Origin of the sequence: Rhodococcus sp. NPDC060176 (assembly GCF_042728675.1) — a bacterium.
GTDB lineage: Bacteria > Actinomycetota > Actinomycetes > Mycobacteriales > Mycobacteriaceae > Rhodococcus_F.
In genome coordinates, this window is the sequence record NZ_JBHWYS010000001.1 from 189082 (window position 1) to 201983 (window position 12902).

13 protein-coding genes are annotated in these 12902 nt (G+C 62.1%); 2 read left to right on the forward strand and 11 right to left on the reverse strand.

What is annotated here, in order from left to right:
* The first annotated feature begins 42 nt into the window (after nt 1-42).
* Nucleotides 43-648, forward strand: a complete 606-nt coding sequence (locus ACFWEM_RS00890) for a TetR/AcrR family transcriptional regulator (RefSeq protein ID WP_378530271.1) — start codon at nt 43-45, stop codon at nt 646-648.
* Here the strand turns inward: ACFWEM_RS00890 and ACFWEM_RS00895 are convergent.
* The gene (locus ACFWEM_RS00895; protein ID WP_378530273.1) at nt 614-1051 is read right to left on the reverse strand and encodes an SRPBCC family protein; all 438 of its coding nucleotides are present in this window, start codon (nt 1049-1051) and stop codon (nt 614-616) included. The genes ACFWEM_RS00890 and ACFWEM_RS00895 overlap by 35 nt on opposite strands.
* Nucleotides 1052-1139: 88 nt before the next feature.
* A complete protein-coding gene (locus tag ACFWEM_RS00900; protein WP_378530275.1) occupies nt 1140-2105 on the reverse strand; it encodes a ferritin-like domain-containing protein in 966 nt (321 codons plus the stop codon).
* A 269-nt stretch (nt 2106-2374) separates the two neighbouring features.
* Here ACFWEM_RS00900 and ACFWEM_RS00905 point away from each other — a divergent pair, with 269 nt between their 5' ends.
* On the forward strand, nt 2375-3271 hold the full coding sequence (locus ACFWEM_RS00905) for an SDR family oxidoreductase (protein ID WP_378532692.1): 897 nt from the start codon (nt 2375-2377) through the stop codon (nt 3269-3271).
* A gap of 24 nt (nt 3272-3295) precedes the next feature.
* Here ACFWEM_RS00905 and ACFWEM_RS00910 read toward each other — a convergent pair whose 3' ends face one another.
* The 9 genes from ACFWEM_RS00910 to ACFWEM_RS00950 all read right to left on the reverse strand — a co-directional run bounded on the left by ACFWEM_RS00910 (nt 3296) and on the right by ACFWEM_RS00950 (nt 12887).
* A complete protein-coding gene (locus tag ACFWEM_RS00910) occupies nt 3296-4930 on the reverse strand; it encodes a class I adenylate-forming enzyme family protein (protein WP_378530277.1) in 1635 nt (544 codons plus the stop codon).
* Nucleotides 4931-4965: 35 nt separating this feature from the next.
* Nucleotides 4966-5877 carry an acyl-CoA thioesterase gene (locus ACFWEM_RS00915; RefSeq protein WP_378530279.1) on the reverse strand — a complete coding sequence of 304 codons (912 nt, stop codon included), beginning with the start codon at nt 5875-5877 and terminating at the stop codon, nt 4966-4968.
* Nucleotides 5878-5885: 8 nt separating this feature from the next.
* A complete protein-coding gene (locus tag ACFWEM_RS00920) occupies nt 5886-7040 on the reverse strand; it encodes an acyl-CoA dehydrogenase family protein (protein ID WP_378530281.1) in 1155 nt (384 codons plus the stop codon).
* 37 nt (nt 7041-7077) lie between these two features.
* A complete protein-coding gene (locus ACFWEM_RS00925) occupies nt 7078-8589 on the reverse strand; it encodes a long-chain-fatty-acid--CoA ligase (protein ID WP_378530283.1) in 1512 nt (503 codons plus the stop codon).
* A 79-nt stretch (nt 8590-8668) separates the two neighbouring features.
* Nucleotides 8669-9085: a MaoC/PaaZ C-terminal domain-containing protein gene (locus tag ACFWEM_RS00930; RefSeq protein ID WP_378530285.1), complete on the reverse strand. Its 417-nt coding sequence runs from the start codon at nt 9083-9085 to the stop codon at nt 8669-8671.
* The gene (locus ACFWEM_RS00935) at nt 9082-9504 is read right to left on the reverse strand and encodes a MaoC family dehydratase N-terminal domain-containing protein (RefSeq protein ID WP_007735631.1); all 423 of its coding nucleotides are present in this window, start codon (nt 9502-9504) and stop codon (nt 9082-9084) included. The genes ACFWEM_RS00930 and ACFWEM_RS00935 overlap by 4 nt, the downstream gene beginning before the upstream one ends.
* Complete coding sequence (locus ACFWEM_RS00940) at nt 9501-10403, reverse strand: SDR family NAD(P)-dependent oxidoreductase (RefSeq protein ID WP_378530292.1); 903 nt, start codon at nt 10401-10403, stop codon at nt 9501-9503. The genes ACFWEM_RS00935 and ACFWEM_RS00940 overlap by 4 nt, the downstream gene beginning before the upstream one ends.
* Nucleotides 10404-10467: 64 nt before the next feature.
* Complete coding sequence (locus tag ACFWEM_RS00945; protein ID WP_378530294.1) at nt 10468-11658, reverse strand: lipid-transfer protein; 1191 nt, start codon at nt 11656-11658, stop codon at nt 10468-10470.
* A 65-nt stretch (nt 11659-11723) separates the two neighbouring features.
* Nucleotides 11724-12887 (reverse strand): acetyl-CoA C-acyltransferase, encoded by a 1164-nt coding sequence (locus ACFWEM_RS00950; protein ID WP_378530296.1) that lies wholly within the window; start codon nt 12885-12887, stop codon nt 11724-11726.
* Between the last annotated feature and the right edge of the window lie 15 nt (nt 12888-12902).

The window sequence follows — 12902 nt, forward strand, 5'->3', positions numbered from 1 at the left end:
TAAGATAGATGTCAAGTGAAATCCAAACAGGGAGGCGTTTTGATGGGCCGCGTATCGCAGCAACAAGCGGAAGAGAACCGTCGGCGCGTCGTGGAAACCGCAGCTCGCCTGTTCCGGGAGAAGGGCACTCATCTGAGCGTTGCCGACTTGATGAAGGCGTCGGGGCTGACCCACGGTGGTTTCTACAAGCAGTTCGCGTCCAAGGACGCGCTCATCGACGAAGCGACCGCCCATGCCTTTGCGGAACTGACTCAGCTGCACGCTGCGGGACTGGAAAGGCATGCCGGGCAACGTGACGAGGCTCGGCAAGCCCTGATCGACAACTACCTCTCCGTGGAGCATCGCGACAACCCGGCAGACGGATGCCCCGCTGCCGCACTCGCGGCCGACATGGCGCGCGAGCCTGCAGACAGCGAGGCCCGTCGGGTTTACACGGAGGGAGTGGGGGATTTTGCCGCAGCCCTTGCCGACCAACGAGCCGACGAAGAAGCCGATAACGACGCGGACGGTCTTGTCCGGCTCTCCACCATGCTCGGTGCACTAGTTCTTTCGCGAGCTACCAAGGGCTCTCATCTCTCCGAGAAAATTCTCGATTCCGCGCGCGCTGCACTGATCAGAGGGCTTCGAGAGCCTTCGTCATCTTCTTGACTGTTTCGGGTGCCACCTTGGCCTCGAATCCCGCTTTCAGGAGTGGGGAGGCGATCTTGGCCGCGCCGTTGAATTCGACGTTCGCTCGATAGTTGATTTCGGTGGAGCTTGCGCCGATCGCGGTCAAGGTGATGTCGTCGGTACTGGTAGCGGTCTTGTTCTTGCCTTCGAGGACGACGTGAGTCGGTTCGTCGGTCACCAAGGTGTACGTCAGTTCGGTGCCGATGCCGAACAGCTTGGACACGTTGTGCCACTGGGTTCCGATTGCGATCGGACCGTCCGAGGTCTGGGTGCAACTCTCGGTGCCCGGATCCCACAGTGGGGCGTTGGCGAAGTCGCGGAGAAACGCGGCCGCCTTCTCGATCGGTACTTCGGCGGTGAACTTTCGGGTGACTTCGACCATGTTTCGTGCCTTTCAGTTCGGTCTCGTAGGTCTAACTCTCGCGCATCCGGTTCCAAGAGTCAGACACAGAGCTTCTCGATCGAGTGCTCTAGTTGATTCCGACGACTTCCTGGGCGATCGCCGCGAGTCTTGCCTGAGCAGCGGAGACGACGCCGTGTCGGTTCTTGTGCGCTTCCTCGTAGGCGACGATATCTTGCACCTGTGCGGCTTCGGTCAGTTCTTTCACCGCGGAGACGGCTTGGGCGACGTTGAGTTCGTCGAAGTCTTCGATGGGAAGTTCCGTGGGCTCGAGGAGCCCACTCGACTTCCGTACCGAACGGAAGACATCTGCGGCACCGTCGGCACCCTCTCGACGAGTGACCTTCTCTGCAGTGGCAATAGCCGCATCCCTACTGGCCGACAGCGTCTTCACAGTCACATCGCCGGCATATGCGCCCCAGCTGATCAGCTCACCCAATACCGGCGGCGAGGTGCGGACAGCGTCGATGGCACGGTCGAGACCGCGAGTGGACCAGGAGACCGGAACGTTGACCAGCCGTATCGCCGCGCCGGTGGCAGCTTGCATCGGAGTGCGCCGCAAAGCTGCCGGTCCGCCGAGTGCCTCCTCAGCCAGGACGGTCGTCAGCCAGTCCACAGTCGCCGAATGTGCAGTGATGAGTCGGTCGGCCAATGTCGCGACGGTCTGATCGCCGCCCGCGGTGGCCAGGGCCTTGAGGTAGCGGGAACGGTCGAGGAGCTGATGTTCGAGCCCGAGGTCGCCGAGGATCGCCTCGTCGAAGGGCTGAGCCTGTTCCACCATTGCTTTCATTCCGGCTGTCGCCCGTCCGATGAACGGACCGATCAGTTCGGGTACTCCGCCCAGATCGCGAATGGTGGCCTCGATCGAACCGGCCCTTTCGCGACCGTTCTCTGCATTTTCCGTGAGTTCGCGTCGAACAGCTTCGGTTCTAGCCTGCGCGACGCGTGTTTCGGCGACCTGAATTTCGGCGTTCGTCAAACCCAGCAGGATTCGCAGCTGCGTGATCAAGTCAGCCGTGGTTTCGGAGTTACTCATAACGGGGTCGTCCCTTCGTCGGTGCGTGCTTTACGTGATGTTCAGCTTCTGCTCGACGAGTGCTCCGCGGGCCGCGGATCCACCGCCGCTACGCGGGCTACCCCGACCTACCGCGTAGTAACCACGAAAGATGAAGGGATTGTCATTGCCTGGACGAGTGAGATGCCGAGCACTCCGAGGTTTCGAATCTTATTCGGCGGGAAGGTGGCATGTGCAGTGCGTCCAGCCAGAAGTACATCCAGAAACTGCGTCAACCGAGGAGCACCGACATGCCGGACCAGTACGAAATGCAGGACCCGACGACGCGTTTTCCTGTCCCCAAACGTGAGCGGCAGTCCGAGATCGCCCATCCCGGTCTCACCGCAGACATGATCTCTCCTCCAGACCACGGTGAAAAGACCTATCGGGGGAGTAGTCGACTCGAAGGTAGGCGTGCGATCGTCACCGGAGCAGATTCGGGAATCGGACGAGCGGTCGCGATTGCATTTGCGAGGGAAGGCGCTGACGTTGTCCTGAGTTATCTCGACGACGAAGAACAAGACGCTCGGGAAACCGTTCGCTGGGTCGAAGAGGCAGGTCGGAAAGCCGTCTCGGTGCCGGGAGATCTCCGAAGTGAGGAACATTGTTCTGCATTGGTCGAAACCGCCGTGAGTGAACTAGGTGGACTCGACATCTTGGTGAACAACGCAGCGTTTCAGATGGTGCAGATGGGTGGTATCGCCGATATCACCACCGAACAATTCGACCGTGTGATGAAAACCAACCTCTACGCACTCTTCTGGCTCTCCAAGGCTGCGATTGCGAAGATGAAGCCCGGATCGACGATCGTGAACACCTCGTCCATCCAAGGTGCGTCTCCTTCTCCCGAGTTGCTCGATTACGCCACGACGAAGGCCGGAATCATCGACTTCACCAAGGGGCTGGCCGCCGATGTCGCACGAAAGGGGATCAGGGTCAATGCCGTTGCACCTGGACCGATTTGGACGCCACTGATTCCGGCGACGATGCCCAAGGAGAAGTTCGAGACATTCGGGGACGACGTTCCGCTGGGGCGGGCAGGTCAGCCGGCTGAGCTTGCACCCGCCTATGTATTTCTCGCATCCGGCGAATCCAGCTACACCACTGGGGAAGTCATCGGCGTGACGGGCGGGAAACCACTCACCTGATTGCCCTGGCCTAACCGTGCTGAGTTACAACCTCGACTTCTGCACTTTTCCCGTTGCAGTCAAAGGTAGTGCGTCGATGAACTCGACTGCATGAATGCGCTGATAGGGAGCCACCTTCCCGCTCACGTATTTCACGAGTTCAGATTCCGAAACCTCCTTCGTGTCAGCTGATCTGACGACAAAAGCCACCGGGATCTGTCCGACTTCGGGCTTGGCCCTGCCGATCACCGCACTCTGCGCGACGCCGGGGTGGGAGCACAGCACCTCCTCGAGTTGAACCGGATATACGTTGTACCCCTTGTAGATGATCATGTCCTTGCTCCGGCCGACGACAAACAGATTGCCTTCGCTGTCGAATCTGCCCAAGTCTCCGGTCTTGAGCCAATCGTCACGAAATTGGAGCGCGGTCAGTTCGGGTGCGGCAAAGTACCCGGCGGTGACCTGCGGTCCACTCGCCCAGATCTCGCCCACTTCGCCGGTAGCGACTTCTTCTTCGGTCTCCATGTCTCGCAGTGAGATTCGTGTGTCGAAGACCGGTAGGCCTACACTGCCGATCGGTGATCGCGCATCTGGGTTGTTGAGTTGATTGGTGAGAATGGTTGTCGCCTCGCTGAGCCCGTAACCCTCGATGACCTTCGCGTTCGGGAATGTCTCGCCCATGCGACGCAACGTGGTCGTGTCGATGGGTGCGGCACCTGAGAACACCGAACGCACCGAACTCAAATCGTGAGTCGATGTGGTCGAGGCCTCGAGGAGTAGGTGGTAGAACGCCGGTGCGCCGATCAGTCTGTCGATCTCGAGGTGCTCGATGGTCGCGAGGTACTCGTGTGGATCGAACCTGCCCAGTACGAGGGTAGTGGTACCGGCAAGCACGTGATTGCACTGTCCGACAAGGGCAAGTCCGTGAAAGTACGGTGCGACGACGGCAATTACCCCTTCGCCCATTCGCTCCGAATTCTCGTGTACAGCAGCGGGTACCGGAACCATCCGAATCCCACCGTCTTCGTCGCTTTCCGGAAGAGACGAGCTACGCCACGCTGTGGTCTGAATCGTGCTGGCCACCAGATTGCGGTGCAGAACCTGAACGCCCTTCGAGCGACCGGTGGTGCCGCCGGTGAGCTGAAGATGCGCGACGCCTTGTGAACTTGCCAGTCTCCGGGTGAGGGCGGGCGACTCGAGAAGTTGAGCGAGATCGACGTCCCCGGTTGCGCGGTCTTGCGACGGGCAGTTCTCCGGGGCGGCCGCGGTCGGGGGAGTGACGACGGTGAATTCGAGGGCCGAGTTCTGTGCCTCATGGAGTGTTGCCACACTGGTCGGGTGAACCACTGCGGCTCGAGGTGCGAACTCTGCCAATAATTCTCGCAGTGAATTCGTCGGCTGAGTGTGGTTGATCGGGCACGCCACGGCTCCCGCACACAGAATTCCGAAGTAGACGACCGGGTACCACAGGGAATTGGGCATCAGGAGAACTACGCGATCGCCAGGACGAATGCCCCTGTCAGACAACCCTTGCGCTATTCGGAGTGCGTGATCGTAGAGTTCGGTGAACGTGAGAGCCTCGTCGCCGTCACGTAGAGCAACACGGTCTCCGTAGGCGCGTGCCGAGCCGGCGAGAATAGCGTCGAACGCAACATCCGGGTAATCGAGAGATACTGGCATGAAGGGCATTCCGTGCACATCTACTCCTGACGTAGTTAACCTGCCTGAATGGTCGCGGCGAGCTTCGGCCGCGCGTCGATAGTTGGTGCGTACTTTTCGCGAAGAAGAACTTCCTGAGTGACCGTGGCAACCAAAATTCCGTTGCGAGTCCAGAATTCGCCACTGGCCAGACCCCGTCCGTCTCCCGACGTGGGGCTGCGTTGAACGAACAGCAACCATTCGTCGGTTCGGCAAGGGCGGTGGAACCACACGGCGTGATCGAGTGAAGTGAGAAAAAGCTTCTGGGACGGACTTCCACCGCCGAGCAGGTCGAGATGGCCGAGGGCGGCGGTTCGCGCCAGCGTGAGGTCCGAGCAGAACGCGAGTGCGGCGGAGTGCATCCCGTGATCGCTCGATACATCGCCTGCGATGCGAATCCACATGCGGCGGTCCCTGCCACCGCCGTGGTCGGCAGCGGCGTCGTCGGCTGAATCTCCGCTGATCGGGCGCACCTGCACTGCCTTGCGAATGGCCGAGGATGTGATGCCCGACCAGAATCGATCAACGGATTCGCTCTGTGCCGGAATTGATTCCGGTGTGGGAACGTGGGGCATCGCAATGTGGCGATCGGGTCCGAACTCCTCCTTCTTGAAGGATGCGGTCAGTGAGAGCAGCGCATTGCCGCCCTGGAAGGCGGTCACCTCTCGTAGTGCATAGGTGCCACCGTCTCGGAGGATTCGCACTCGGTACTGCACCTCGGCGCCCGGTCGACCCATGGACAGGAAGTACGCGTGAAGCGAGTTCACGTACCGTACAGGGTCGACGGTGCGGTGCGCAGCGAGCAGGGCCTGCGCGACGACATGGCCGCCGTAGGCGCGATCTGGGCCACCGGCACAGCATGTTCCGCGAAATTCAGGTGCTCCGTCGTATGCAGTGCCGGCGTCAGTGAGCTGCAACAATTCGTCCATCGGGGCTCCTACCGGCTCAGGGATTTCGCGATGATCGTTTTCATGACTTCGCTGGTGCCGCCGTAGATTCGCGACACTCTCGTGTCTGCGTACAACCGTGCGATCGGATATTCGAGGATGTACCCGTAGCCGCCGTGCAGTTGTAGACACTTGTCGATCACGCGGCCTGCCATCTCGGTGCAGAAGAGCTTGCAGATTGCAGCATCGACGGCGCTCAACTCGCCGGTGTCTTCGAGTGTGACGGCGTGATCGACCATTGTCTGACCTGCGGCGAGATCCGTAGCGCATTCGGCAAGAACGAATTTGGTGTTCTGGAAGTCCGCGACCGGTTTACCGAAGACGCGTCGGTCGCTGGTGTAGGAAACCGCGTGGGCGATGGCAGCGGCCGCGGTGGCGCACCCTCCGGCCGCCATGGCGAGGCGTTCGCGCGGCAGGTTCTGTCCGAGGTAACTGAAGGCCGCTCCTTCCTCGCCGAGTACGTCGGTGACCGGCACTCGAACATTGGTGAAGGAGACCTCGCAGGTATCGCTGAACTTCAAACCGATCTTGTCCAATCGGCGGCCAACGTCGAAGCCTGCGGATTCGGTGTCGACGACAAACAGCGAGAGCCCTCCCCGGCGATTCTCACCTGGGTCGCCGGTACGGGCAACCACGACCATGTGTGTTGCCTGAGAAGCGTTGGTGATAAAGGTTTTTGCACCGTTGAGGATGTAGCTTTCTCCGTCGTCCGAGAGCTTCGCGGTGGTGCGAATGGCAGCCAGATCCGAACCCGTCCCCGGTTCGGTCATCGCCACGGCAAGCACGGCCTGCCCACTCGCGCAGGCGGGCAGCCAGCGCTTCTTCTGCTCCTCGTTTGCGAGAGTGAGCAAGTAGGGCAGAACGATTCCGGCGCTCGCGTGGTAGTTACCCAATGAGACACCGGCCAGCGCAGCTTCCTCTCCGATGATCATCAGATAGCGATAGCTCGTCGGCCCCGCGCCGCCGTACTCCTCCGGGATGTCGAAGCCCATGACTCCCAATTCGCCGAGCTTGCGGTAGAACTCGCGTGGGGCGTATCCCTGCTCCTCCCACTTCGCGAATTCCGGGACGACCTCCTTGTGTAGAAAGGCCCGGAACACCTCGCGAAAGGCATCGTGCTGATCGTCGAAGATTGTGCGCTTCATGGGAAGTCTCCTTGTTCCGCGGACGACGCGGGGTTGGCTAGGTGTAGAGGCCGCGCAGTGACCGTTTGTCGGTCTTACCGGTGGCCGTGGTCGTCAGTGCTTCGACGAAGGCGACTGTGCGCGGCGCTTTGTACCCTGCGATTTGGGTTTTGACGTGCTCTCGAATCTCTTCTGCGGTGGCAGTCAATCGGGGGTTGAGGACCACGACGGCATGCACGCGCTCGCCCCACTGATCGTCGGGCAGACCGATGACGGCGCAGCGCAACACTGCGGGGTGGTTGGTGACGGCGTCCTCCACCTCGGCCGAATAGACGTTCTCACCGCCGGTGATGATCATGTCCTTGGCGCGATCGACGATGAAGATGTACCCCTCGTCGTCCATGTACGCGAGATCTCCGGTGTGCAGCCAGCCTCCGCGTAGCGCTTCGGCGGTCTCTTCCGGGCGGTTCCAGTAACCGAGCATGATGTGCTCGCCGCGGGTGACGATCTCTCCGACGGTGCCCCGCGGCACCTCGTTGCCTTCCCGGTCGACGATGATGATTTCGGCGTGAAGGCTCGCGCGGCCCGCAGAGCGCAGGCGAGGACCGCCGGCACGGTGGTCCGAACCGAGCAGGGAGACGATGACCGCGGTCTCCGTCATGCCGTATCCCTGGACGAAGTTTGCGTTGGGGAAGTGCGACATCGCGCGTTCCAGGACGGCCGCGGGCATCGGGGCGGCTCCGTAGACGATCGATCTGACGCTGGTGACGTCCGTGTCCGGGAAGGCTGGATGGTTGTAGAGCATCTGCAACATGCTCGGGATCGAGGTCATGGTGGTGACACGTCGGCCCGAGATGAGCTCGAGCACATCGCCGGCATCGAAGCGGTTGGCGAACACCACTGTGCCGCCGACCACGGTCTGGGCCAGCATGCCGAGCAATGCGGCAATGTGGAACAGAGGAGCCATCACCAGAGTGATGCCACCGATCTCGCAGGACCGGGCAAAGCCGGTACCGCCGAGCAGGGCGGTCGAGAGACTGCGATGAGAGTGCATGACGGCCTTGGGAGTGCCGGTGGTTCCGCCGGTGTAGATCAGCGCGGCCAAGGTGTCGCCGCCGGCACGCACGTCGTCGACCCCGGGGCCTTCGATGATCAGGTCCTCGAAACCCGCCATGCCTGCGGGTGCCGGCTCGTCGCCCATGTAGACGAGCGTGACCGTCGCGTCGAGCCCGGTCACCAGTAGCCGGCATTCCTCGTCGACGAGTACAAATGCGCTGCCGACTCCGGTGACCGCGTCGGTGACTTCACGGACGGAACCGTGACGGTTGACCAGATTGACGACAGCGCCGATCCACCACGTCGCCATCAACGACTCGAAGTAACGGTCGGAGTTGAACGCCAGGATGCTGACCCGGTCGCCCGGACCGACGCCTCGCTCTCGCAGGGCTCCCGCGAGTCTGGCGACTCGCTTCGCGATCTGTGGGGCGGTGCGCTCGCGATGCTCGCAGACGGTCAAGGGTCGGTGTGGCTGTTGTTGAACCGCCCTGTGCAGAAGGTGGGTCAGATGCATGGGCTCGCGTGCTCCTCGAGTCGGGTGGTGCAGACGGCGGATGGTCGGGGTGCCGACGAATCGACACCCCGACGACGAGTTAATCGATCAGGAATTCCGCGTCTCCGACGAGGGCGTTGACACCGTTCTGACGAGCGCAGACAAGTTCGACACGGGCACGTCGACCGTCCTCGGCCTCGTAGATGTCGACGACGACAGCAGAGCAGGTGAGTTCGTCACCGGGCCAGACCTTGTCGGCGAATCGAATCTTGAACCGACGCAGGTTCTCGACACCCAGCCAGTCGGTGACGTAGCCGGCCAGCATGCCTGCCTGAAGCATGCCGACGGAGAACACGGACGGGAAGCCTGTCTCACGGGCGAACGTGTCGTCGTGGTGCAACGGATGGAAATCACCCGAGGCACCCTGATACTTGACGAAGTCGGTGCGAGTCAGTGGAGGGAAGGTCCTGCTCTCGGCCTGCTGTCCGGTTACGACGGTTTCGGTCGTGGTGGTCATTTCCCCTCCTCCTTGCCGCCCGTTGTGGCGGTCTCGATGATCGTGCTGTTCTGCGTCGCGATCAATTCTCCGGACTCGTCACGGAACTCGGTGATCATCTTCGCGAAGGTCATCACGCCACCGCGTTTTCCGGGCTTTTCGAAGCGGTCACCGACGGTGGTCTCGGCGGTCAGCTTCTGACCGGCTCGTGGAAGTGGCCCGTGGAAGATGTACTCCTCCTCTCCATGGAGGATGCGACGGCGGTCGAATCCGAGCTTGGCGAAACCGGATTGGTCTGCGGGCTCCCAGATCATCCGGCCGCTGGTGAGCATGGTCGGCGGGATCACCGCATCCTCACCGGCATGCTGTTCGGGGTTTGCCTTCACTGCCCGGACGAATTCCTGGACCTTGCTGTAGTCGAGCGGGAACGTGTAGCTCACTTGGTTTCTCCTTCGATCTTCGGGATGCCGGCGCGCCGGGTCTCGACCGACTTGAGGAAGGCGTTGTCGCCGAGAAGCTTTGTCAGTTCACCGATGTCCAGCTGTCGGTCCTCGCGAATTTCGTCGGCGATCGAGTAGCCGCCGTAGAGACCCACGTAGCCGCCGTAAACGGCAAAAACCTGTCCGTTGAAAGCGCATTCGGCGCTCGACAGATATGCCACGAGCGACGAGCAGTTGGCGGGGTTGTAGCGGTCGAAGACAGCCTCGTCGACGGGCTCACCGACCAAATCCTTGATGCCGGGCGTGGCTTTGACTGGTTCGGTGCGCGCGACGGGAGCGATGGCATTGGCCTTGACGCCGAATCTCTCGAATTCGCGAGCGGCATTGACTGCCTGGATGGCCAGACCGGCCTTGGCTGCGGAGTAATTCCACTGTCCGTAGTTGCCGTGCAGTCCGGATCCGGAACTGGTGTTGACGAGGTTGCGTGTCTCTTGCACGCCTGCCTTCGACTGGTCACGCCAGTATCTCACGGCGGCGCGGGTAGCCGAGAAGGTGCCCTTGAGGTGCACAGCGATAACCGAGTCGAACTCTTCCTCGGTCATGTTCCACAGCATCGCGTCGCGGATGATGCCGGCGTTGTTGACCACCGAGTGCAAGTTGCCGAAGGTGGATACTGCTGCCTCGGTGAGCTTCTCACCGACGGCCATCTCCGCGATCGAGCCCTCAACCGCGATGGCCGAGCCGCCGGCAGCGACGATTTCGTCTGCCACCTGCTGCGCTCCGCGCAGGTCGTTGACCACGATGCCGGCGCCTTCGGCTGCCATGAGTAGTGCGTGTTCGCGACCGAGACCTGCGCCGGCCCCGGTGACGATGGCAACGCGTCCGTCGAGTTGTCCCATGATGTTTCCTTTCGTTCTTCGCACCGAGCTGCGGCGCATGGACTAGTAGTGGTGAAAGAAGCTGCTATGCAACCTTTTCGTAGAGCGTGATGACGCCGGCGCCACCGAGCCCGAGGTTGTGCTGCAGTGCGAGCTTTGCGCCGTCGACCTGTCGTGCGTCGGCGGTGCCGCGCAACTGCCACACCAGTTCGGCGCACTGAGCCAAGCCGGTGGCGCCGAGCGGATGCCCCTTGGACAGCAGACCGCCGCTGGGATTGACCACAACGCGGCCGCCGTAGGTGTTGTCGCCGTCGAGGATGAACTTCTCGGAGCACCCTTCTTCTACCAATCCGAGGGCCTCGTACGAGAGCACCTCGTTGACCGAGAAGCAGTCGTGCAGTTCGACGACCTGGATGTCGCGCGGATCCACTCCGGCCTTTTCGTAAATCCGTTGCGAAGCAACTCGAGTGATGTCCGCGCCGACGACTTTGAATACGTCGTCGTCGGTGAAGACGCTGGGGAAGTCCGTGACCAGTTCCTGGGCTGCGATCGCCACTCCGGGCGTGAGGCCGTGGGCTCGCGCGAAATCTTCGCTGCAGATGATGGCAGCGCCGGCTCCGCAGGTGGGCGGGCAGGCCTGCAAACGAGTCAGCCCGCCGTACAGTGCCTTTGATTCGAGCACTTCCTGCTCGGTGACCGGCTCACGGAAAACCGCGTACGGGTTGTTGGCAGCGTGCTTGCGGGATTTGACCGAGATCTTCGCGAACAGATCCGGCGAGACCCCGTACCGCTTGGAGTACTCCTGCGCGGCGGCACCGAAGTACTGCATCGCCATGGACGGGTTGGCGGGGTCGACGCCGTAGGTGCGGTCGAGGACTTCGGCGTGCCGCTCCATCGGGGCCGGGCGATCGCCCCAATGGTTGACCAAAGCCCCGGGCTGCATCTGCTCGAAGCCAACGGCGAGTGCGCATTCGACGACGCCGGACTCGACGGCCTGCCTGGCCAACCACAGCGCAGACGAGCCGCTGGCGCAGTTGTTGTTGACGTTGACAACCGGAATTCCGGTCATACCCGCGCCGTAGATGGCGCGTTGGCCACTCGTCGAATCCCCGTACACGTAGCCGGCGTAGGCCTGCCCGATCTTCTCGAATCCGATTCCTGCGTCCGCGAGCGCGTTGGCAATGGCCTTCGCACCCATCTCGTAGTAGTGCTCGCTGCGCCCTGGCTTCGTGAACGGGATCATTCCGACCCCGGCGACTAGTACTTTGCGACTCATCGGTGCTCCCTTGTGATTACTGGTCTTCGTGCTTTGGTGGTTGATTCGTTGTGTGTGAGGCGTATTCAGAGCAACTCGAGGATGGTGGCGTTGGCCATGCCGCCGCCCTCACACATCGACTGCAAGCCGTAACGGATTCCCTCGTCACGCATGTGGTGCACCATCGTGGTCATCAACCGCGCGCCGGAGCCTCCCACGGGATGCCCGATGGCCATGGCGCCGCCGTTGGGGTTCATCAGTGAATAGTCGGCTCCGGTCTCGCGCAACCAGGCCAGGGACACGGCGGCGAATGCTTCGTTGATCTCGAACGTGCCGATGTCGGAGAGCGTCAACCCGGACTTCTTCAGCGCCAACGCCGTTGCCGGGATCGGGCCCTTGAGGATGCTCACCGGATCGGTACCGGTCACCACGGCTGTATGAATGCGGGCGATCGGTGTCCAACCGTGTTCACGCGCAACGTCACTGGTCGTCACGAGGAGAGCGGCGGACCCGTCGGAAACCTGGGAGGCGTTTCCTGCGGTGATCTCGGTTCCCTCGAACGCCACCGGCAGCTCGGCGAGGCGTTCCATGGTCCCGCCGCGACGGATACCTTCATCCGCCTCGATGATCCGGGTACCGCCTTCGGCCTCGGTGACCGTGACCGGTGCGATCTGGCCGGCGAAACGACCGGCGTCGACAGCGGCAGCCGCGCGGGCATGCGAGTCGAGGCCGTGTCGGTCCATGTCGGTGCGACTGATGCCGTACTCGTCGGCGATCATCTGAGCGCCGAGACCCTGGTTGAATCGTTCGATGTTGTAGCGCCCCAGTACGAGTGGGCCGTGCATCGGCCCGTAGTCACCGGCACGGGCAGCCGCGCCGAGCGGGATGACGCTCATCATCTCGACTCCGCCCGCGACCGCGACGTCGTACTGGCCCGAAATCACGCCCGCTGCCGCCTGATGTACGGCCTGCTGCGAAGAGCCGCATTGACGGTCGACGGTCACGCCAGGGACATGTTCGGGCCATCCTGCACCGAGTACTGCCGACCGGGCGATACAGCCGGCCTGCATGCCGAGGGTTCCGACGCAGCCCCAGATCACGTCGTCGACGATCGCGGGGTCCAGCCCGGTTCGCTCTGCGAGCGTGCGCAGAACGTGCGCTGACAGATTGACTGCATGCGTGGTGGACAACCCACCACCACGTTTGCCGACCGGTGTCCGTACCGCGTCGACGATGACTGCATCACGCATGAAAACTCCTGTGTC